This window comes from Puia sp. (assembly GCF_035546395.1).
In the GTDB taxonomy this organism is placed as follows: domain Bacteria; phylum Bacteroidota; class Bacteroidia; order Chitinophagales; family Chitinophagaceae; genus Puia.
In genome coordinates, this window is record NZ_DASZXR010000019.1 from 462,062 (window position 1) to 483,369 (window position 21,308).

A 21,308-nucleotide genomic window follows, 5' to 3' on the forward strand; every position below is an offset into this window, starting at 1 on the left:
AAGCCCGCTCAGGGAGCGGGCCTTTTTAATTCATTAGTGATGATGATGGTGCTCATGCTCTTCCAGCAGCTGCTTGAACTCATCCACACTCACCGGCTTGTCTGTCGGATGGATCTGCGTCTCCGCCCAGCCAAACACCTTCTCGGTCTGAATCCGGTGCATCGTGTCCTCCACGAACTTCCGGTCCTGCATCATCCGCTGGACATAGTCGGCTACCCAGGGCTGTTCTTCCCCCCCGACCGGCATTCCCATGTATCCAAACAGCTGCTGCTTTGCAAAGGCCCGGATATCCTCGGCGCTTACCTCGATATTATTCTCGCGGGTAACCTTATCCACGATCAGTGTCCATTTCAGCTGGTTCACAAAAGAAGGAAACTCCTGCTCCACCTCGGCCTGGCTCTTGGGCTGCTCACCACCCGTTTGCATCCAGCGCTTGAGGAAGTCCTCGGGGAAGTCGATCTTCGTCTGGTCCAGCAGTACATGATAAAGCGTATGTTGCAGCTGGTTGCGGCTCTGTCCGTCCCAGTAAGCCTGGATATCGCCCTTCACCGCATCGCGGAACGCGTCTTCCGTAGCGATCTCCCTGCCCGGATAGGCGGTCTTGAAGAACTCTTCGTTCAGCTCGGGCTTTTCGATCAGCCCAACCCGCGTGATGGTGGCCTTGAAATATTTGTCGGCGCCTGCTGCATCATTCTTGTCGATGCCGAGATCGCCCAGCACCCACTCCCGTTCCTTCGCCTCAAAAGCCTGCGAAAGCTGGAGAACGAGGAAGTCGTCCTTCTTCAGGCCCATCCACTTCGGCCGGGTAGCCTCGTTAAAATATTTTACCAGCAGCGAATTGTCCTTTTGGATACCGCCTTCGATCGGTTGTCCCTCGGCGTCCGATTCCGTGAATAACAGGTTGAGCACGTTCTCATCGCTGTTCACAGCCTCCTGGTCGGCCATTTTGCCGTTGCGGGTGCGCTGGCGCTCGACCTCTTCGTCGATCAAGGCGGGGGTAACCTCCACCTTCAACCGGGTCAGCCGGGCCGAACCCAGATCGGCCAGCGCAAAAGCAGGCTTCAGACCGATCTCGAACGCAAAGGAATAGTCGGCGGGGTTGTTGATGTCGATCTGCCGGGAATCATTGTCCGGCAGGGGCAACGGCTGGGCAAAGATCTCCAGCTTTTCGTTCGACATATAGGTGGTAAGCTCTTTTTCTACCGTCCTCAGCACTTCGTCGGTAAAGACGGAGTTGCCATACATCTTCTTGATGAGACCGGCGGGAACCATCCCCTTGCGAAAGCCGGGAATGTTCGCCTGCTTGCCATATTGTTTCAGAGATTTCTCGAAAGAAGGCAGGTAATCGCCCTTTGAGACGTTGACGGTGATTTTGTCCGTCAGCAGTCCGATATTCTCCCTTGTTACTGTTGCCATAATTGCTATAAGTTTAAATCGGGGGGCAAAGGTACGGCTTTTTTAGGCGCGAAGCGCCACGCCAGCCCAAAAAGCGCTAGCAAGCACAGGACCCCAACGATCAAACAACAGGCAAAAAGAGAAGCACCCGTCACCCCGGCCGCCAGGCAAAGCCCGATCAACGACACCCCCAGCCCCGATCCGATAGTATTGAGGGTAGACTGGATACCCGCCGCGATACCCTGCCTTTCGGGCGGCACCCCTGTCAGGGAAAGGACCGTAAAAGCCGGGTAACCAATCGAAATGGAAAAGGTGTTCACCAGCAGCAACGCCGCCAGCCACCATCCCTTCCAATGGCTGGAAATGCCGGCCATCAGAAGTACATCGCCCGCCAGCAGCAGCGCTATGGACAGAATGCCCACACCCCTGGGACTAAGTCGCCGGAACAGTACCGGCAGCAAATATTTGGAAACCAGTGCCGATCCAATACTGTACGGAAAAAGGAGCAGACCGATGGCCAGGATGCTTCGGCCCAGCAGCGTATAAAGACTCAACGTACATGTGAAGACAAAGGGCAGGAACGCCGCCCCAAGCAGGATAAAGCCCGTCAGCCCCCGGTACGCCTCCCGGTCCGGATACACCCCCGACCCAAAAAAGGGGCGGGTCTTTCGCCGGTCCACCCGTAACAGAACGATGCCCGAACCCACCGCCAACCCCAGACCGGGCAACACCAGCCAACCCAGCCCCGCCGCCTCATGGATAGCATAGCTGAACAACACCAGCGTAACCGTCAGCCAGGCCGCCATCCAACCATTGGGTGCAGCCACCGAACGCGCAGCTACCCCGCCCCCGGACACAGCCGCCGACCGGCCCTCCACTCCCCCGGACACAGTCCCATCCCGGGGAATGAACCGGCTACCACCCCACAGCACGATCGCGATCACGGGGATATTGATGCCAAAGATCCAATGCCAGTCGAAAAGGGTGGCGATCATCCCGCCCAGCGCCAGCCCGCCGGCAAAGCCAACCGCGGCAAAAGCCCCAAAGATGCCGAAAGCGGTCTGCTGCCGCTCACCGGCCGGGAAATAGCGGGACAGCAGCGAGATCCCCGCAGGCATCGCCAGCGCCGCACCGATCCCCTGGCCGGCCCTCGCCGGCAACAGGGACCAAAGATGATGACTCGCATACCCCAACGCCGATGCCGCCCCGAACAAGCCCATCCCGGCCAGAAAGATCAGCCGGCTCCCTGCATAGTCGCAGAGCCTGCCCCCCAGCAGCAGGAAACCGCCAAAGCTCAGCAGGTACAGGGTCTGCACCCACTGCGCGGCCGCGAGCGAAAGCCCCAGGCTGGACGCCATCAGCGGAAGCGACAGATTGACGATCGATACGTCGAAGGCCTCGAAGAAGATGGCCGAACAGGCCAGCCACAACAGGATCCGCTGCCGGGGACTAAATGGACTTTTCATATGGGGAAACTAGAGCAATAGTAAAAATCAGCTACAGAATATTTAAGTTTGTTACGAATGTTCTCAAATCAGGCAAGTAACCAGCACAAAGGCATCCCCCCGCCTGCGCATCTATTATGTCAGTAAAAAGAATGAACCCGTTATCGAAATGCTGAATGAAAGGGGAGAAGTGGTCCACACGGCAGTAAGCCGTTGATTTTTAATGAGTGCGGGCGATAGGAGTCGAACCTACATGCCTTGCGGCGCCAGATCCTAAGTCTGGTGCGTCTGCCAATTTCGCCACGCCCGCGTCACATTGTCTCGCTTTAAGAAGGCCCGCAAAACTAGGTCTTTTTTTTGTAAATTGTGAAGTAGAATGGATACAGTAGCAGCGATACCGAAATACAATCTTACGGAAGACCAGGAGAAAAAATTAATTCTACGTGAGTACCGTGCCCTCCTTCGTTCCCTGAAGCCCAAGCTGAAGCTGGGCGACAAAGAACTTTTACGCACCGCCTTCGAAATGGCCGCCGAAGCGCATAAGACCATGCGCCGCAAAAGTGGCGAACCCTACATCCTCCACCCCCTGGCCGTGGCCAGGATCTGCTCGGAAGAGATCGGCCTCGGCGTCCGGTCCACCATCTGCGCCCTGCTTCACGATACGGTCGAAGACACCGATATCACCCTGGAAGACATCGAACGCGAGTTCAGCGGCGAGATCGCGAGGATTGTCGACGGGTTGACGAAGATATCCAATGTGGTGGATGTCAACGCCTCCCGCCAGGCCGAAAATTTCAAGAAGATCCTGCTCACCCTGACGGACGATCCCCGGGTCATTCTCATCAAGCTGGCCGATCGCCTGCATAACATGCGGACCCTGGATAGCATGAAACGGGAGAAACAGCTGAAGATCGCCTCCGAAACGGTGTACGTGTACGCCCCCCTGGCCCACCGGATGGGCCTCTATACGATAAAGACCGAGCTGGAAGACCTCGCAATGAAATACCTCGAGCCGGAAGAATACCGCGAGATAGCCCGCAAGCTGGCCGAGACCAAACGCGAACGCTCCCGCTATATCAACGAATTCATCAAGCCCTTAAAAGACAAACTGGATAAGGCCGGCGGTTTCGACTTCGATATCTACGGCCGGCCCAAAAGCATCCATTCCATCTGGAACAAGATGCGGAAGAAAGGTGTCGCCTTTGAAGAGGTGTACGATCTGTTCGCGATCCGCGTCATCCTCAACTCCCCACCGGAAAAGGAAAAGGAAGATTGCTGGAAAGTGTATTCCATGATCACCGACGAATACAATCCCTCACCCGAACGGCTTCGGGACTGGCTCAGCAATCCCAAGTCCAACGGCTATGAGGCCCTGCATACCACCGTGATGGGGCCCCAGGGGAAATGGGTCGAGGTTCAGATCCGGTCCAAACGGATGAACGAGATCGCCGAAAAAGGCTTGGCGGCCCACTGGAAATACAAGGAAGGCGCCGCCGACGAAAGCCGTTTCGACAAATGGTTCCAACAGATCCGGGAGGTGCTGAACAACCAGGATAACGACTCCATCGACTTCCTGCAGGACTTCAAGACCAGTTTCCTTGCCGAGGAGATCTATGTCTATACGCCAAAAGGCGACGTCAAGATGCTGCCCGTCGGCTCGACGGCGCTGGACTTCGCCTTTTCGATCCACAGCGCCATCGGGGTGCAGTGTATCGGCGCAAAGGTGAATCACAAGCTGGTGCCGATCAGCCATAAGCTGCGCAGCGGTGACCAGGTCGAGATCATCACCTCCGGTAAGCAGAAACCGAACGAAGACTGGCTGGGTATCGTCGTCACGGCCAAGGCGAAAAGCAAGATCAAGGACGCCCTCAAAGAAGAGAAACGAAAGATCGCCGACGAAGGGAAATATATCGTTCAGCGCCGGCTCGAGAATTTCGGCGCCGCCTACAACCAGCATAATATCGACATCCTCACCGCTTTTTACAAGCTGTCATCCTCCCTGGACTTCTTTTACCAGGTATCGGTCCGCAATATCGACCTGAAGGAGCTTAAGGAATTCCAGGTATTGGGCGACAGGCTCGAGCCACCCAAACCCGTCCGGCCGGCGGAACAACGCCCGGCGGACAACGCGGCGCCATCCGTCCCCCGCAAGGATACCGAACTGATCATCTTCGGCGAAAGCAGCGACCGCATCGTCTACACCCTCGCCAACTGCTGTAAACCCATCCCCGGCGACGACGTCTTCGGGTTCGTTTCCGTCGGAAAGGGCCTGACCATCCACCGCACCAATTGTCCCAACGCCGCCAAACTGATGGCCAACTACGGTCACCGGGTCGTAAAGACAAAATGGGCCAAGAATAAAGAGATCTCCTTCCTCACCGGTATCCGCATCGTCGGAATGGACGACGTGGGGGTCATCAATAAGATCACCAACCTCATCTCCGGCGAGCTGAAGCTCAACATCGCCGCGCTGACCATCGAGGCAAAGGACGGCCTCTTCGAAGGGAATATCCGCATCTATGTCCACGACAAGGAAGAGCTCGACGAACTGGTTATCCGGCTCAAACAGCTGAACGGGATCAATACGGTGGTCAGATATGATACCGAGACCGCCTCCTAATTTATCTTTCATAAAAACCCGCACATCACCTATTTTTGCCGCCTCAATTAATCATCGAATGGTAGACGTAATCTTAGGCCTCCAGTGGGGCGATGAAGGAAAAGGAAAGATAGTAGACTATTTTGCGCCCCGCTACGACCTGATCGCCCGCTTCCAGGGTGGCCCGAACGCCGGCCATACGCTCTACGTAAACGACAAAAAGATCGTACTGCACCAAATACCCTCCGGTATCTTCCACGAGAAGACTATGAACCTGATCGGCAACGGCGTCGTTCTCGACCCCGTAACGCTCAAACGGGAATGCGAGTCCGTCGCATCCTTCGGGGTAGACTACCGGAAGAACCTGTATATCTCTCAACGGACCCACCTGATCCTGCCGACCCACCGGGCGCTGGACAAGGCCTCAGAAATGTCAAAGGGACAGGAAAAGATCGGCAGCACCCTCAAGGGCATCGGCCCCGCCTATATGGATAAGACCGGGCGTAATGGCCTGCGGGTAGGCGATCTGCTGGACAAAAGCTTCACCACCCAATATATAAAGCTCCGCCTCAAACACCAAAAGCTGCTCGACAGCCTCAACTTCCATGAGGATATCTCCGAATGGGAAGAGGAATTCTTCGAAGCGCTGGAGTTCATGCGGCAATTCAAGATCGTCAACGGCGAATACTTCGTCAATGACAGGATCGCCGAAGGAAAGAAGGTCCTCGCCGAAGGCGCCCAGGGAAGCATGCTGGATGTGGATTTCGGTACCTTCCCCTTTGTCACCTCCTCCAACACCATCTCCGCCGGCGTCTGCACCGGTCTCGGCGTAGCGCCGCAAAAGATCCGCGATGTGATCGGTGTCAGCAAAGCCTATTGTACCCGCGTCGGCAGCGGCCCCTTCCCTACGGAACTCGAAGACGCCACAGGCGAAGAGCTCCGCCGTGTCGGCAATGAGTTCGGCGCCACCACCGGCCGTCCGCGCCGTTGCGGCTGGATCGACGGGGTCGCCCTGAAATTCGCCTGCATGATCAATGGAGTGACAAAGATCGTCATGACCAAAGCCGACGTGCTGGACACCTTTGGCGAACTGAAGATATGTACGGCCTACAAGGTCAACGGCGAGACCACCAACGAGATCCCCTTCCAGATGAACAAGGTAAAGATCGAACCCCAGTTGCAGTCTTTCGAAGGCTGGAAAACGGATATCACCGCACTCAAAAAATATGATCAGCTGCCCGGAAAAATGTGCGAATATGTGCAATTTATCAATAAATACCTGGGAGTCAGGATCGCCTATATTTCCAACGGCCCCGGCCGGGATCAGCTTATTGAGAATCTGGACAAAGGATGATCATCAAAGGACAAATAACAAGCGGCAGCGCTGCTTCCCGTTGTAATTTTCATCGGGTTTTTGGGATAAAAATTAATTTTAAAAAAATTTGGCGGATTAAAAACTTCGCTGAAAATTTACATAACAATCTTATTGGACATGGCACCAAAATCTGATAAGGAGGGAAAGGGTTCAAAGAAATCCGCGCCTCAACCAAAGGAAACGGAAAAACCATCACCGAAAGCCAGGAAACCGGCCGACGACGATGACGATGACGACGATATTGTCGATGATGATGATGCACCAAAGGCGTCGAAGAAACCTGCGTCCAAAGCCACGTCAAAATCAAAGAAAGAGGATGACGACGATGACGACGACGACGGAGAAGATTATGAAGAAGTAGACGAATGGGAAAAGGTAGAGGAAGAGGAAGAATGGGACCCCGATTTCGACGAGTTCGATATTCCTAAATCCAAGACCAAAAAGAGCACAGGAGGCAACACCTCCAAAAAGTCGACAAAGGGCGACGATGAAGACCTTGGCCTCGACGACGATTTCAAGGATCTCGACCTTTTCAACGACAGCGGTTTTGAGGAAGAAGAAGATGATTTTTAAGAAGTGAAAAGGACCTACCTTTCATTTCCCCTCACGGATCACGAATATAGTAAACGACAAATGTTGACATGGGCCCTCCCATTCAACATTTGTTGTTTTTTGGACAGTCACTCCTACGAATCTTCTTTCGAATGCTTATTGGCTGTAGGCGCAATAGATAGCTTTACCGCGCCCGCAGGCAACGCATTTCCTGAGTTGAAACAATGGGCCGCCGGTCGCCAGGACTGGCTGCTGGGACATCTGGCCTATGACCTCACCGCAGAAACGGAAGGGGTCTCCGGCGATTTCGCCGACCCTATCGGTTTTCCCGATATGTTCTTCTTCCAGCCCGCCCATCTGATCCTGTTGCAAAAGGACAGCATCCTTATCGGCAGTGTACAGGAAGATCCCGCGGCCCTGTGGCAGCAGATCTGCGCCGCCCAGCCGACCCCGCCACAAACCACGCCCGTACAAACCACACCGCCGCAAGCATTCCCGCCCATCTCGTTTACCCCACGATTTACCCGTGGGGAATATCTCTCTGCCGTGGAAGCGCTTCGCCGCCATATCCTGCGCGGCGACTGTTACGAGATCAATTTCTGCCAGGAGTTCTTCACCCAACCTGCGACCATCGACCCCCTGGCCACCTGGTGGGCATTGGGCCAGGCGTCGCCGAACCCGTTTTCGGCGTTTTACCGGCTCGATCACCGCTACCTGCTTTGCGCGAGCCCCGAGCGATTCCTGAAGAAAGCCGGCGACACACTGTTTTCACAGCCGATAAAGGGCACGGCCCCCCGGCAGCGACAGGATGCCCAGGCCGACAGCCAGGGACGGCTCGAGCTGTACAACAGCGCCAAAGACCGCGCCGAAAACGTCATGGTCGTGGACCTCGTCCGGAACGATCTTTCCCGCATCTGTCGGCCCGGTTCGGTACAGGTATCCGAACTCTTTGGCATCTATCCCTTCCCGCAGGTGTACCAGATGATCTCCACCGTCACGGGGACCCTGCTCCCGGGATTGGATTGGACGGATACCCTGCGGCATTGCTTCCCTATGGGTTCGATGACGGGCGCCCCCAAGCACCGGGTCACCCAGCTGATCGCCCGGTACGAGCGCTCCCGCCGCGGGCTCTTCTCCGGCGCGGTGGGGTATGTCACCCCCGGTGGCGATCTGGACATGAACGTCGTCATCCGCAGCCTTCTCTACAACCAGCAGAGCCGGTATCTTTCCTACCAGGTAGGCTCGGGGATCACCTGGTACAGTGACCCCCAGGCGGAATACGAGGAATGCCTGGTCAAGGCGGAAGGCATCCTCAAGGCGCTTGGGCAATAAAAAAGGGGCCTCGAAAAGGCCCCCGTTGGTATCGGTCTGGTATCAAAAGATCATTTGTTCAAAGCCACCCCTTGTCCCGCACTGTCAGCCGAATCGTTACTCATCGCTTCGGCCGATTCCCGGAGAATATCATACTTGTTTGCCGCAAAAAGCTGCATTTTGTCCGCGGGCAGCTTCAGATCATAGCTGTTGTTGGCGCTGGCCATGACCTTGTCAAAGGAAGGATTGTACCGGTCGAAGGTGGCTTGGTCCATCAACGTGTATTTTACTATCGCCGAGGATTGATATTTCCCCGTGACCACGACCGACCTGGATTGGGTCAGCTCCTGCGCGGAGAGATCGCGATGGAAGACATACATGGCCGAGCCTGTAAGCTGTTGCCGGGCCTCTTCGCGGGTAAGTGTCGTAACACTGCCCTGACCCTCGAACATATATTGGGTACCGATGAATTTCTTGACGTGGGCACGGGACTCCGCGGGCAGGTATTTCTCCAGGTCCCAGAAGCTACGGCTGCCGCTGCGGTGGATGGCGCGGTAGACATTGACCGTTCCGGTATTATAAGCGGCGATGACGAGCAGCCAGTCGCCCAGCTCGTTATACAGATCGCGCAGATAGGCGGCCGCCGCGCGGGTGCTCTTGTAATAGTTCTTCCGCTCGTCGATATTGCGGTTCACCTTCAGCCCCAACTCGCGGGCCGTCTGGGGCATCAGCTGCCAGGGGCCTTTGGCGCCCACCCTGGAGACGGCGGAGGATTTCAGGTTCGACTCGATCACCGCCAGGTATTTGAGCTCCTTGGGGAGATCATATTGGACCAGGATCGATTCGATAAGGTTGAAATAAGGGCGACCATAGGTGCGCACCTGCTGGAGCTCATCCCAGTCCTCCTCCAGGTAGTCCTGGATAAAGCTTAGCGCCTTCGGGTTGAGGCGAACGCCGTTGCTGCTGCCCACATAAGCGGCCATGAAAAGTTCCTGGGAAAGGGTGTTCTCCTGGGAGGAATTGGCAACATGAGGAAGGGAGTTGTTGTTGGAGGCGATCCGCTCGGTGTCCGTAAAACATTCATTTGGAAGAGGGTAGTTCACCTTTCTGGGAGACATCCAGGCAGAGCCAATGATGGTGATTCCCAACAATAAAAGCCTTTTGTTGTACATTGTCCAACGTTTTTATGTGCCCGGAACACGCTCACCCGGAAACTGGCATGTTCCCGGCAAAGCACTGAGGCCTGTCCTTGCGGACGGCCGCTCCGCGGCAAGATTGGTAGAAAGCCATTATCGGCATCTACAATCTTTCATAGGTAACGGAAAAACACAAGAGAGTAGAAAGTCAACCGCTTCACATCCCTCAGTCACATAGAGTAGGATCTTCGTAGGACTTTATTGTTGCATCATCTGATGCGAGAACTGAAGCAAATATAGCTCATTAAATCTACTTGTCATAGCCTGCACACCAAAAGGCATGCCATTTGTATGGCCGAATAGTGGTAAGGAGATTCCGGGAATGCCGGTTAGATTGGCATAAACCGTATAGATATCAGCGAGATACATCGAAATGGGATCATCCATTTTCTCACCGGTATGCCAGGCCGTAGATGGGGCCGTTGGAAGGATAATTACATCGAAGTCTTTGAATATCAGATTGGTGCGCTCAACCAGCAACCGCCGCACCTGTTGTGCCTTGGTAAAGTAGGCATCGTAGAACCCTGCGCTTAATACAAAGGTTCCCAATAAGATACGTCGTTTTACCTCCCGCCCGAAGCCCTCGCTTCGGGTGCGCTTGTAAAACTCTGTTAATTCAAGCTGGCGATCGCCGGTGCGATAGCCATAGCGGACGCCGTCAAACCGGGCCAGGTTGGAGGAGGCCTCCGCCGTGGTCAGCACATAATAGGCCGGGACGATATAATCCAGCAGCTCGAAATCGATCGCCTCGACGGTATGACCGGCCTCGCGCCATTCTTCGGTCCGCTGAAGAATGGTCTCCCGAATCTCCGGGTCGAGCCCGGGATGGTCCAGGGCCTCTTTGAAATAAGCGATCCGGTATTTTTGGCTGGGAGCGTCCTTCCACACCGGGGGAGCCTGCCGCTTGATGGTGCTGTCGTATTCGTCCTCGCCCGCGATCACCTCCAGTAGGAGGGCGACGTCCCGAACCGACCGGCCAAAGATGCCGATCTGGTCGAAGGAGGAGGCATAGGCGATAAGCCCGTACCGGGAAACCCTGCCATAGGTAGGTTTTAGCCCGATAATGCCGCAGAAATCGGCGGGCTGCCGGATCGACCCACCGGTGTCGCTCCCCAGGCTGAGCATGCAGAGACCGGCCTGTACGGCCACTGCGCTGCCGCCCGAAGATCCACCGGGCACCCGGCTCTTGTCACGGGCGTTCAGGACATTGCCATAGGCCGAGTTCTCGTTGCTGGATCCCATGGCGAATTCGTCGCAGTTGAGATGCCCGATGAGGATCGCTTCTTCGGCCAGCATCCTGTCGACGACCGTGGCATTGTAAAGCGAGGTATAGCCGCCCAGGATGCGGGAGGCGGCGGTGAGGGGATGGTCCTTGTAGGCAATGACGTCTTTCAGCCCGATGACGACCCCGTGCAGCCGGGCCATCGGTTTGCCCGACCGACGCTGCCGGTCGAGCTCGCGTGCCCTGGCAAGTGCTTCTTCGCCATATACGTGGATATAGGCGTTGAGGTCCTTTTGTTGCTCGATAGCCGTTAAATAGGAAAGGACCGCCTCTTCACAAGAAGCGGTCCCATCCAATAAGGCTTTATGATAGTCTTGTATGGAATGAAAAGTAAACAGCCGTCAACGATTAGTTCTGAGAAGGAGTGCTGGGCGCGCTGTTGGCAGGAGCGCTGTTGGCGGGCCTGTTGGGTTCATTCATCCCCTCTTCCAATTCCTTCTTCACATTGTTCTTGGCATCGTTGAACTCACGGATACCCTTACCCAGCCCACGCATGAATTCGGGGATCTTACGTCCGCCAAACAATACGAGAACGGCCAGGATGATCAGCACCCACTCAGAGCCACCGGGCATCGAGATCAAAAAAGTTGTCATAATCTGAATTCTTTTATGTGCCCGGGGGTTCGCTTTCTGCCGAATGTAACCCACCCCCCTCGCACGTTTAATGATGGGCCTTCGGCCAGCGGACCCGTGGTCCGCTGGTGTTGAGCTGTAAAGTTAACATTAAAATACAGAAAAGGACCGCCAACGGCGGTCCTTTTTGTTAATATAAAGTTTTGATGTACCGGGATTATTCGGTAACCATTCTCTTTTCCTTGATACGTGCGCTCTTGCCACTGCGGGAACGCTGGAAGTACAGCTTTGCCCGGCGAACCCGGCCGACCTTGTTCAGCTCAACCGAATCGATATTGGGGGAGAACAGGGGGAAGGTCCTTTCGACACCCACGCCGTCGGAGATCTTCCGCACGGTAAACGTGGCCGTGTGACCCGTACCCTGACGCTTGATCACGTCGCCTTTGAAGCTCTGGATACGCTCCTTGTTTCCTTCGATGATCTTATAGTTGACGGTGATATTATCACCGGCTTTGAACTTCGGAAACTCTCTTTTTCCCGTCAGTTGCTCGTGTACAAAAGCTACAGCAGCGTTCATAACTTCATTTTTTTAAGGATGGCAAAGGTAATAAGCTTTCTGGTAAAAAACAAAGTTTTTTACCGGGCGACATTGACCGCACGCTTCTCCCGGATCACCGTCACCTTGATCTGCCCCGGATAGGTCATTTCCGTCTGGATCTTCTGGGCGATCTCAAAGCTCAGCTTGTCACTATCCACATCAGTCACCTTATCGGCCTCCACGATGACCCGGAGCTCGCGTCCGGCCTGGATGGCATAGGCTTTTTCAACCCCGGGGTAGGAGAGGGCCAGGTTTTCCAGGTCCTTGATCCTCTGCAGATACTGCTGCATGATCTCGCGCCGGGCTCCCGGACGGGCGCCGCTGATGGCGTCACAGGCCTGGATGATGGGGGCGATGACATACTGCATCTCGACCTCGTCGTGGTGGGCGCCGATGGCATTGACCACTGCCGGGTTCTCACCATATTTCTCGGCCAGTTTCATCCCCAACAGGGCATGGCTCAGTTCCGTTTCTTCATCCGGAACCTTGCCGATATCATGCAATAACCCCGCCCGCTTTGCCAGCTTGGGGTTCATTCCCAGCTCCGCAGCCATGATCCCGCAGAGATTGGCGACCTCCCGGCTGTGCATCAGCAGGTTCTGACCATAGGAAGAACGGAACCGCATCTTCCCGACAATCCGCACCAGCTCTTTATGTAAACCATGGATACCCAATTCGATAACGGTGCGCTCACCAATCTCCATCACCTGCTCTTCTATCTGCTTCCGGGTCTTTTCGACGATCTCTTCGATCCGCGCCGGGTGGATACGGCCATCGGAGACCAGCCGTTGAAGCGAAAGACGGGCGATCTCCCTGCGAAGGGGATCGAAGGAGGAAAGAACAATGGCTTCCGGGGTATCGTCCACGATCAGATCGACACCCGTGGCGGCTTCGATCGCCCGGATATTACGACCCTCCCTGCCAATGATCTGCCCCTTTATTTCATCGCTTTCCAGGTTGAAAACGGTAATGGAATTCTCGATCGCCTGCTCCGCGGCAGTCCGCTGGATGCTCTGGATGATGATCTTCCGGGCCTCCTTGTTCGCCTTTTGTTTGGCATCGTCGATGATCTCCTGCTGTAACGCCAATGCCCGGCTCTGGGCTTCCTGGCGAAGACTTTCCACCAACTGCGATTTGGCCTCCTCGGCGGTCAGCCCGGCGATCTTCTCCAGCCTGCGAATATGCTCTTCCTGGTGCTTTTCCAGCTCCGTACGCTTATGATTGACGACCTCGATCTGGCGATTGAGGTTCTCTTTGATGGCCTCATTGTCCTTGGCCTGCTTGTCCAGATTATCTATTTTCTGATTGATACTCTGCTCCTTCTGCTTGATCCGGGACTCAGCATCGTTGATCTTCCGGTTCTTTTCAAGGATCTCCTTGTCGTGTTCGGCCTTCAGTTGTACAAATTTCTCCTTGGCTTCCAACTGTTTCTCTCTTATGAGACTTGTGGCGGTCGTCTGGGCGTCGCTGACGATCTTTTTCGCCCGGGCTTCGGCCTCGTCTATCTTTCCCTGCACGTCTTTCTTCGATAGTACCTTACCCAGAACGAACCCCACCGCGAGCGCGAGGACTCCCACTATGACGACAATAACTGTTTCTGTCATTGAATTTTATATTTAAATCGTTCAAAATCAATTGGCGGACAACCGGTCCGCCCATGACGTTTGCTGGCGAAGATAATGAATCAACGCCAAATAAAGGGATGTTCCACGCAAACAAACTACAAACGCATACTCATAAAACCTTGTCCAGCTGCTGTTCCATGCGGGCAAGCGCGTCCAGTACCGTCCGGTCCAGTCCCGGAACCCCTTCGGTGGCCGGCTGAGTGGCGTACCAGAGGACAACCATGGCAATATAGTCCTGCATATCCCGGCCTGCAAACTGGGTCTTGTACTCGATCACCTTGTCGTTGATCAACTTTAAGGTCTTCCGGACAATCTCCTCATCCTGCGGTTCGATCTTGATCCGGTAAGTGCGATCACCTATGACCACATTTATTGGGATTAACTCTTGCATTGTTGAAATACTTGTTTTATATTTATTCACACCTTATGCACAGGGGGGCATGACAAAGAGAAAGGTTACCGGTTTTCCTGACGATTGACAACAAACCAACCTTATAAAAAAAGTCGAACACCAATACCCTATCTAAAAACTAAGAGCCATGTTTTTAAAAGTCAAGTCTCCCGTCTTCATCGACCATTTAACCATCCAGGTCGATCAATCAGAAAAATGTTTACTAAGGGCCGTCTTAAAGGATGACGCCGGCCTGGTCTGCCGGGATCTGGAAACAGAGGTAGAGAACGACCAGCAGGAGTTGGATTGGAATGGCCTCAACGACCTGCCGTACGGCGTCTACACCCTCGAAGTATCGCGTGGAAAGGATGAGATGAAAATGCGATTGGTAAAAAGGGTCTGACCGGTCATCATTCGCCCAACATTGCAATACACCGGTCGATCTCCCGGATGTACTGGCCCAGCCTTTTCTCTAACGCCCTTTTTTCCCCTTCACTCATAGCCGCCTTGGTCGCTTTTAGTATCTCAACCTGTTGTTGCAATTGTTCCAGCCTCGCCGCCTGGTCCGTATGATCCTGTTGGGTCTGGCGCAACTCCTCCCTAAGCTTTCCGTTCTCCTTCAACAAGAGGTCCCGTTGCCGCAGCAATTGCTGCAGTTTCTCCTGGATCCGTCTCACCCGAAGCTCCGCTTCTCCTGCCGGGGGACCCAGCCTGCCCTCACTGTTGATATCTTCATTCATTACTTGCGTATCTCGGCCTGAACCTCTTTTTCCAGCGCACCCATGATGCGTCCCACCATCCCGTCGATCTCGGTATCGGTCAGCGTCTTTTCCTCATCGAGGAAGGTAAAGCTGACAGCCAGCGATTTCTTGCCCTTTCCGAGCTTCTCACTTTCAAATATATCGAAAAGCTTTACTTCGCGCAATTTATCCAGTTTTATACCCCGGATGGCTTTTTCCACCCGCTCATAAGGCAGGGCCTGGTCGACGATCATCGCCAGGTCGCGATATACCGGTAGCTGCCGCGGCAGTTCCCTGAACTCGATCTTTCGCTTCAGGGCCAGCTCAAGCAGGCTATCCCAGCGGAAGTCGGCAAAGAACACCGCTTGTTTGCAGTCAAACCGCTTCAGCAGTGCGGGATCGACCGCACCCAGTTCCAACAAGGTCTTTCCCTCCACGACAAGGGTCAGACCCGACCTTAACTTTGGGTGTTCCAGCGCCTCCCAGCGGGGGATTTGCAACCCCAGCATCGGGAAGATGCTTTCGCAAAGCCCCTTCACATAATAAAAGTCGATCTCCTTTCCTTTTCCTTTCCAGGAACCCTCCTCCAGCATCCCGGTCAGATACAGGCAGAGATGGTTGGTCTCCCTGTACTCACCAACCCTGGCCGTATGATAGGTCTTGCCGAATTCAAAAAAGCGTAATTGTCCATTCTTGCGGTTGAGGTTGAAACCAATGGATTCCAACCCGGTCTCCAGCAAAGACGGCCGCAGCACATTCAGCTCCGCGGTGAGATTATTGATCATCCTGACAGTCGTGGCTAACTCCTGTTCGCTGAAATACGCGCTGTTCGTTATCGAGTTGGTCAGGATCTCGTTGAACCCCTGCCCCACCAGGTAATGTGCCACCGCTCCCCGCCAGCCGGCCTGCGAACCATCTGCTTCTACGGAAGGGGAGGTCGTTATCGCAGCGGGTATATCGATGTTGTCCAGCCCGTCGATCCGCATGATCTCCTCCACCAGGTCGGCCGGCAGGTGGATATCCGGCTTGTGCCAGGGTACCGCTACGACGATATCATCGATCCCTTCCTTTATAATTTCGAAACCCAGCGACAGCAGGATGCCTTTCACGGTATCGGGATGATAGCTCTTTCCGCTCAGTTTTTTCAGATAGTGGTACTTCAGGCTGACCTGCTCTTTCTCTGCAGGGTTCGGATAGACGTCGACGATCTCGGAGGCGATCTCGCCGCCTGCCAGGTCTTTGATCAGCAGGGCCGCTCTTTTAAGCGCATTTACCGTGCCGGAAATATCCATGCCTTTCTCGAAATGCGTCGCAGCGTCCGTGCGCAGCCCATGCCGGAACGAGGTCTTGCGGATATCCGTCGGGTTGAACCAGGCGCTTTCCAGGAAGATGTCCCTGGTTTTGTCATTGATGCCGCTGTGCAGACCGCCAAAGACCCCCGCGATGGCCATCCCATCCTCCGCATTGCAGATGACGAGGTCTTCCGCCGACAACTTCCGCTCTTTTTCATCGAGCGTCACAAAGGGAGTACCCTCCGGCAGATTCTTTACGACGATCTGGCGGCCCTTGACGGCGTCGAGATCAAAGGCATGAAGAGGCTGCCCCAGCTCGTGAAGGATGAAATTGGTGATATCCACGATATTGTTGATGCTCCGGATGCCGATCGCTTTCAGCCGGTCCTTCATCCACTGCGGCGCCTCACGGATCGTGATGCCCTTCATCGTCAATCCGGAATAGCGGCCGCAGGCTTGTGTATTCAGGATGCTGACGGCCACAGGGCTGCTGTTATTGTCGGCTTTAAAGGCATTGACCGATGGCCTTTTGGGCCGGTATTCCTTGTTCTCATGATGAGAAAGCCAGGCACAGACATCCCGCGCGACACCCCAATGGCTCATCGCATCCATATGATTGGGTGTAAGCCCGATCTCTATCAGGTAGTCCGAATATGGATGGAACCAGTCGGCCGCCGGAGTCCCCGGCTTTGCCTCGCCCGGTAGAACAAGGATACCGTCATGGCTTGAACCCAGTCCGATCTCGTCCTCGGCGCAGATCATCCCATGGCTTTCCACCCCGCGGATCTTGGCGACCTTCAGCGTGAGCGGCTCCCCCTTGACCGGGTAGATGGTCGTACCCGGAACGGCAACGATGACCTTCTGCCCGGCGGCGACATTTGATGCCCCGCAGACGATCGAAAGAGGCTCAGCTCCCCCAATAGTGACCTTTGTAAGCTTAAGCTTGTCTGCATTGGGGTGCGGGTGACACTCAAGGACTTCGCCAATGACCAACCCCTTTAAGCCTCCTTTTACCGATTCGTAGGCCTCCAGGTGCTCGACTTCAAGTCCGATAGAGGTCAAAATCTTCGATAATCGCTCCGGTTCGATCGCTACCGGCAGGTAATCACAAAGCCAATTGTAACTGATAGTCATAATGGCCCCAAAGGTAGAATATTTGGCAAAGTTTTTCGTTTGATATGATAATCAAATGTTAATACTCTTATATACCATTAACTTTGCAGGGATGTCAAAGTCCTATAAACAACCTAAATGTTGATCTATGAATAAGCATCTTCTCCTCCTGGGGGCTATTGCCCTTAGCCTTTGCGCCTGCGGACCGGTTTATGTGGTGCACCAGGACCCTCCACCCCCTCCTCCGGCACCCGTCGCCGCTCCGGCGCCGGAAGACGTCACTTACCAGGCCTTTTATGACCAGCTGAGCCCTTACGGCCAGTGGGTCGAAATGCCCGATTACGGTTATGTATGGTTGCCGGACGCCGGCCCCGATTTTAAACCGTACTCGACGAACGGTCACTGGGTGTATACCGATGAAGGCTGGGCCTGGGATTCCGGCTACCCCTGGGGTTGGGCTACCTTCCACTACGGCCGCTGGTTCTTCCAGGACGGCTATGGCTGGATGTGGATGCCCGGCAATGAATGGGCTCCCGCCTGGGTGGAATGGCGCAACAGCGATGAATACTACGGCTGGGCTCCTCTGGGTCCCAATATCAGCTATAGCGTAGCGGTCGGCGGCGGCTACACCCCACCCCCACACTATTGGTGTTTTGTGCCTCACCAGTATGTCGGCAGCCCGCAGATCAACAACTATTATGTTCGCGAGACGAACAACGTCACGATCATCAACCGGACCACCATCATCAACAATACGACGGTGATCAACAACAACGGCCGGAACCATCACTTTGGCGGTCCCGATCCCAACGATGTGGGCCGCTTCAGCGGTCGCCCCGTCCGCCCCATCGTCATCAGGGATACCCGCAACCCCGGCGACCGCGGTAACGGCAACGACTTCGCCGTCTATCGCCCCCGCATAAATGCCGCCGGAGGCGGCGATAACCGTCCGGGCGCGGGCCGACCCGCTCCCTCCCGTTTCCAGTCTTTGGACAACGCCCGGCCCGTGAACCGGAACAGCTATGGCAACAACAACGGAAGGGACAACAATAACGGGAACAACGGCAATCACAATGGCTGGGATAACAACAATGGGAACAACGGCAACAACGGAAACCACAATGGCTGGAACAATCAACCGAACCGTACCACCCCCGGCTATTCCAACAACCCCAATAACCAGCCGGTCAATAACAATCCCTATAACCGGCCCGGCAACCAGCAGCCTGTGAACAACCAGCCGGGCAGCCGCCCGAATTGGGATCAACCGAACAATCTCCCGGCCAACAATACACCGGTAAATAATACCCCGGTAAACAATCAGCCGGTCAATAACCCGCCTGCGCACAACCGCCCCAACTGGAATATGCCCAACGGAAATTCCCCCGCGAACAATAATCCGAACCCCATTGTCCGCCCGGGCGCCCAACCGGCCAATAACCCGCCGGTGAACAACCCGCCGGCCGGTCGCCCGGTGTTTAATCAACCGGCGAATAATACTCCGGTAAACAACACCCCAGCCACCGGTCAGCCTGCGAACAATCCGCCGGCCAATAACCCTCCGGCAAGAAACCCGGGCTTTAACCGCGGCGGGAACAACCCGGCCCAGTCCCAGCAAACTCAGGCCAGACCTGCAGGTTTCCAGCAGAATAATAACAGGAACGCGAACACGATCCCCGCCCCGAAACCGGCAGCCAATTCGCCCAAACCTGCGCCGCCAGGGCATAATACGCCGCCCCAGCAACGAAGGGACGATCAACACAGGGACAACCGGCCCTGAGCCCTATCGCTATAACCCGCACCATATCTGGATTGGCCGGCAGACGAACCATCTGCCGGCCATCCAAAATTCCCTCAAAGGACATTCTGTGGTTTCACCCTACTGACAAAATATTTCCCCGTAAATCTTTCTGCACACAGCGTGTGAATTTTAACTCCGTCGGGAATGAAAACTTTTTTAAATTGTGGAAAGACCGCGAACTCCTGTGTATAAGCTGTGGAACCATGTGGATATCCCTGTGAATTTTGAAGGGATAAAGAAAGAAAAAGAAAAAATGCTTCCAACGAATTCAGGAGTTCTATATTCGCCCTCCTGACTCGCCGGGTAACATTCTGTTCATCTTGTCGTAACAATTCCTTAATGATCAAGAGCGCGAAGAACAGACCTCGCAAGAAAAGGGCAATAGCGGCTGGACACCCTATTTCTTAAAAATTTTTATTCTGGACGGTTTCTATGGATCTTACTAACCTTAATCTCAATAAGGACCGCAGCAAAATGAGGCGCAAGCCTCCCGTGGACCTTAGCACCATGGTCTATGGCAAGGTGCCTCCCCAGGCCAAAGAATTGGAGGAGGCCGTACTTGGCGCTATTATGCTGGAAAAGAGCGCGTTCGATACAGTGGTGGAGATCCTTAAACCGGAATGCTTTTACCTGGAAGGCCATCAGCGCATCTATCGCGCAATGCAGGGCCTGGCCCAGAAAAGCCAGCCGATCGATATCCTCACCGTCGTCGAAGAACTGAAGACCCGGCAGGAGCTGGAAATGGTGGGTGGCCCTTATTTCGTGACCAAGCTGACCAATGCTGTCGTCTCGTCCGCCAACATCGAGACCCACGCCCGGATCATCCTCCAGAAATTCATCCAGCGCGAACTGATCCGCATCAGCGGTGAGATCATCGGGGACGCTTACGAGGACAGCACCGACGTGTTCGACCTGCTCGATGATGCCGAAAGCAAGCTGTTCGAGATCACCAACAATCACCTCCGCAAGAACTTCGACAGCATCGATAGCGTGCTGGTGAAGACCATCCAGCGGATCGAGGACCTTCGCCACAAACAGGATGAGATCACCGGGGTACCCAGTGGGTTTGCATCGCTGGACAAGATCACCTATGGCTGGCAGACAACGGATCTGATCATTCTTGCGGCCAGGCCTGCCGTCGGTAAGACCGCTTTTGCCCTCAACCTGGCACGGAATGCGGCCCTGAATCCCACCAAACCGACGCCGGTAGCCTTTTTCAGCCTTGAAATGAGCTCGGCCCAGCTTGTCCAGCGGATCTTAAGTGCCGAATCGGAGATTTTTATGGAAAAGATCGCCCGTGGCCGGCTGGAAGAGCATGAGATGAAACAACTGTATAAGAAAGGGATCGACCGGCTGGCAAAGGCCCCGATCTTCATCGACGATACGCCGGCCCTGAACATCTTCGAGCTTCGCGCAAAATGCCGCCGGCTCAAAAACAAGCATAATGTCGGGTTTATCATCATCGACTACCTACAGCTGATGAGCGGCGGCGGAGATAACAAGAACGGCAACCGCGAACAGGAGATCAGCCAGATCTCCCGCGCCCTGAAGGGCCTCGCCAAGGAGCTGCAGGTACCTATCATCGCCCTGTCCCAGCTATCCCGTGCGGTAGAATCCCGCAAAGAAGGGGAGAAGATACCCCAGCTGAGCGACCTTCGGGAGTCCGGCGCCATCGAACAGGATGCGGACATGGTCATGTTCCTCTATCGCCCCGAATACTATGGTATCACCGCCAATGAGATGGGAGAAAGCAACAAAGGCGAGACCCACGTCAAAATTGCAAAGCACCGTAACGGTTCCCTCGATACGGTAAAGCTCCGGGCGCTGCTCCATATCCAGAAGTTCACCGAATACGGCGAAGACGATTTCGGCGGTATCGGTATGCCTCCCGGCGGCAGCTGGAAACCCGTGCAGGGCGGAGACGATAATGGCGCAAAACTGTATATCCAGGCAGGCAGCCGTATGAAGGACGTGCCGATGGACGACGATGATACACCATTCTGAATTTGCGCCGCCCGCC

17 protein-coding genes and 1 tRNA gene are annotated in these 21,308 nt (G+C 54.9%); 7 read left to right on the forward strand and 11 right to left on the reverse strand.

Annotated features, from left to right (window positions below; all coding sequences use genetic code 11):
• Positions 1-33: 33 nt before the first annotated feature.
• The 3 genes from tig to VHE34_RS28335 form a co-directional block, all read right to left on the reverse strand.
• Positions 34-1,416 (reverse strand): trigger factor, encoded by a 1,383-nt coding sequence (tig, locus tag VHE34_RS28325; RefSeq protein WP_325594384.1) that lies wholly within the window; start codon positions 1,414-1,416, stop codon positions 34-36.
• A 5-nt stretch (positions 1,417-1,421) separates the two neighbouring features.
• Complete coding sequence (locus tag VHE34_RS28330) at positions 1,422-2,861, reverse strand: MFS transporter (protein WP_325594387.1); 1,440 nt, start codon at positions 2,859-2,861, stop codon at positions 1,422-1,424.
• 207 nt (positions 2,862-3,068) lie between these two features.
• Positions 3,069-3,150: transfer RNA gene (locus tag VHE34_RS28335), tRNA-Leu, on the reverse strand.
• A 66-nt stretch (positions 3,151-3,216) separates the two neighbouring features.
• Here VHE34_RS28335 and VHE34_RS28340 point away from each other — a divergent pair.
• The 4 genes from VHE34_RS28340 to VHE34_RS28355 all read left to right on the forward strand — a co-directional run bounded on the left by VHE34_RS28340 (position 3,217) and on the right by VHE34_RS28355 (position 8,698).
• A complete protein-coding gene (locus VHE34_RS28340; protein WP_325594389.1) occupies positions 3,217-5,460 on the forward strand; it encodes a bifunctional (p)ppGpp synthetase/guanosine-3',5'-bis(diphosphate) 3'-pyrophosphohydrolase in 2,244 nt (747 codons plus the stop codon).
• 58 nt (positions 5,461-5,518) lie between these two features.
• A complete protein-coding gene (locus tag VHE34_RS28345; protein WP_325594391.1) occupies positions 5,519-6,793 on the forward strand; it encodes an adenylosuccinate synthase in 1,275 nt (424 codons plus the stop codon).
• Positions 6,794-6,931: 138 nt separating this feature from the next.
• Positions 6,932-7,387 carry a hypothetical protein gene (locus VHE34_RS28350; protein ID WP_325594393.1) on the forward strand — a complete coding sequence of 152 codons (456 nt, stop codon included), beginning with the start codon at positions 6,932-6,934 and terminating at the stop codon, positions 7,385-7,387.
• Between the two features lie 99 nt (positions 7,388-7,486).
• Positions 7,487-8,698, forward strand: coding sequence for an anthranilate synthase component I family protein (locus VHE34_RS28355; protein WP_325594395.1), 1,212 nt, complete (start codon positions 7,487-7,489; stop codon positions 8,696-8,698).
• A gap of 50 nt (positions 8,699-8,748) precedes the next feature.
• Here VHE34_RS28355 and VHE34_RS28360 read toward each other — a convergent pair whose 3' ends face one another.
• From VHE34_RS28360 to VHE34_RS28385, 6 genes are all read right to left on the reverse strand, one after another.
• Positions 8,749-9,849 (reverse strand): lytic transglycosylase domain-containing protein, encoded by a 1,101-nt coding sequence (locus VHE34_RS28360; protein WP_325594397.1) that lies wholly within the window; start codon positions 9,847-9,849, stop codon positions 8,749-8,751.
• Between the two features lie 222 nt (positions 9,850-10,071).
• Complete coding sequence (gene gatA, locus VHE34_RS28365) at positions 10,072-11,451, reverse strand: Asp-tRNA(Asn)/Glu-tRNA(Gln) amidotransferase subunit GatA (protein ID WP_325594399.1); 1,380 nt, start codon at positions 11,449-11,451, stop codon at positions 10,072-10,074.
• Between the two features lie 52 nt (positions 11,452-11,503).
• Positions 11,504-11,749 (reverse strand): twin-arginine translocase TatA/TatE family subunit, encoded by a 246-nt coding sequence (locus tag VHE34_RS28370; RefSeq protein WP_325594401.1) that lies wholly within the window; start codon positions 11,747-11,749, stop codon positions 11,504-11,506.
• Positions 11,750-11,945: 196 nt separating this feature from the next.
• Positions 11,946-12,305 carry a 50S ribosomal protein L19 gene (gene rplS, locus VHE34_RS28375; RefSeq protein ID WP_325594405.1) on the reverse strand — a complete coding sequence of 120 codons (360 nt, stop codon included), beginning with the start codon at positions 12,303-12,305 and terminating at the stop codon, positions 11,946-11,948.
• A 59-nt stretch (positions 12,306-12,364) separates the two neighbouring features.
• Positions 12,365-13,930, reverse strand: coding sequence for a ribonuclease Y (rny, locus tag VHE34_RS28380; RefSeq protein ID WP_325594407.1), 1,566 nt, complete (start codon positions 13,928-13,930; stop codon positions 12,365-12,367).
• Positions 13,931-14,060: 130 nt separating this feature from the next.
• Positions 14,061-14,342 carry a cell division protein ZapA gene (locus tag VHE34_RS28385; protein ID WP_325594409.1) on the reverse strand — a complete coding sequence of 94 codons (282 nt, stop codon included), beginning with the start codon at positions 14,340-14,342 and terminating at the stop codon, positions 14,061-14,063.
• A 148-nt stretch (positions 14,343-14,490) separates the two neighbouring features.
• Between VHE34_RS28385 and VHE34_RS28390 the strand changes: the two genes are divergently transcribed.
• The gene (locus VHE34_RS28390) at positions 14,491-14,745 is read left to right on the forward strand and encodes a hypothetical protein (RefSeq protein ID WP_325594411.1); all 255 of its coding nucleotides are present in this window, start codon (positions 14,491-14,493) and stop codon (positions 14,743-14,745) included.
• 7 nt (positions 14,746-14,752) lie between these two features.
• Here VHE34_RS28390 and VHE34_RS28395 read toward each other — a convergent pair whose 3' ends face one another.
• Together VHE34_RS28395 and pheT are read right to left on the reverse strand one after the other, a co-directional pair.
• Complete coding sequence (locus tag VHE34_RS28395) at positions 14,753-15,082, reverse strand: hypothetical protein (protein ID WP_325594413.1); 330 nt, start codon at positions 15,080-15,082, stop codon at positions 14,753-14,755.
• Positions 15,082-17,508: a phenylalanine--tRNA ligase subunit beta gene (pheT, locus tag VHE34_RS28400; RefSeq protein ID WP_325594415.1), complete on the reverse strand. Its 2,427-nt coding sequence runs from the start codon at positions 17,506-17,508 to the stop codon at positions 15,082-15,084. The genes VHE34_RS28395 and pheT overlap by 1 nt, the downstream gene beginning before the upstream one ends.
• A gap of 127 nt (positions 17,509-17,635) precedes the next feature.
• Here pheT and VHE34_RS28405 point away from each other — a divergent pair, with 127 nt between their 5' ends.
• Positions 17,636-19,267 carry a DUF6600 domain-containing protein gene (locus tag VHE34_RS28405; protein ID WP_325594417.1) on the forward strand — a complete coding sequence of 544 codons (1,632 nt, stop codon included), beginning with the start codon at positions 17,636-17,638 and terminating at the stop codon, positions 19,265-19,267.
• A gap of 453 nt (positions 19,268-19,720) precedes the next feature.
• Positions 19,721-21,292, forward strand: a complete 1,572-nt coding sequence (dnaB, locus tag VHE34_RS28410; protein WP_325594419.1) for a replicative DNA helicase — start codon at positions 19,721-19,723, stop codon at positions 21,290-21,292.
• Positions 21,293-21,308 lie beyond the last annotated feature (16 nt).

What these genes read in the sequence shown, in the direction of transcription:
- tig (WP_325594384.1), bottom strand. Translation starts at nt 1,416, where the DNA reads ATGGCAACAGTAACAAGGGAGAATATCGGACTGCTGACGGACAAAATC.
- VHE34_RS28330 (WP_325594387.1), bottom strand. Translation starts at nt 2,861, where the DNA reads ATGAAAAGTCCATTTAGTCCCCGGCAGCGGATCCTGTTGTGGCTGGCC.
- VHE34_RS28340 (WP_325594389.1), top strand. Translation starts at nt 3,217, where the DNA reads ATGGATACAGTAGCAGCGATACCGAAATACAATCTTACGGAAGACCAG.
- VHE34_RS28345 (WP_325594391.1), top strand. Translation starts at nt 5,519, where the DNA reads ATGGTAGACGTAATCTTAGGCCTCCAGTGGGGCGATGAAGGAAAAGGA.
- VHE34_RS28350 (WP_325594393.1), top strand. Translation starts at nt 6,932, where the DNA reads ATGGCACCAAAATCTGATAAGGAGGGAAAGGGTTCAAAGAAATCCGCG.
- VHE34_RS28360 (WP_325594397.1), bottom strand. Translation starts at nt 9,849, where the DNA reads ATGTACAACAAAAGGCTTTTATTGTTGGGAATCACCATCATTGGCTCT.
- VHE34_RS28370 (WP_325594401.1), bottom strand. Translation starts at nt 11,749, where the DNA reads ATGACAACTTTTTTGATCTCGATGCCCGGTGGCTCTGAGTGGGTGCTG.
- rplS (WP_325594405.1), bottom strand. Translation starts at nt 12,305, where the DNA reads ATGAACGCTGCTGTAGCTTTTGTACACGAGCAACTGACGGGAAAAAGA.
- rny (WP_325594407.1), bottom strand. Translation starts at nt 13,930, where the DNA reads ATGACAGAAACAGTTATTGTCGTCATAGTGGGAGTCCTCGCGCTCGCG.
- VHE34_RS28385 (WP_325594409.1), bottom strand. Translation starts at nt 14,342, where the DNA reads ATGCAAGAGTTAATCCCAATAAATGTGGTCATAGGTGATCGCACTTAC.
- VHE34_RS28390 (WP_325594411.1), top strand. Translation starts at nt 14,491, where the DNA reads ATGTTTTTAAAAGTCAAGTCTCCCGTCTTCATCGACCATTTAACCATC.
- VHE34_RS28395 (WP_325594413.1), bottom strand. Translation starts at nt 15,082, where the DNA reads ATGAATGAAGATATCAACAGTGAGGGCAGGCTGGGTCCCCCGGCAGGA.
- pheT (WP_325594415.1), bottom strand. Translation starts at nt 17,508, where the DNA reads ATGACTATCAGTTACAATTGGCTTTGTGATTACCTGCCGGTAGCGATC.
- VHE34_RS28405 (WP_325594417.1), top strand. Translation starts at nt 17,636, where the DNA reads ATGAATAAGCATCTTCTCCTCCTGGGGGCTATTGCCCTTAGCCTTTGC.
- dnaB (WP_325594419.1), top strand. Translation starts at nt 19,721, where the DNA reads ATGGATCTTACTAACCTTAATCTCAATAAGGACCGCAGCAAAATGAGG.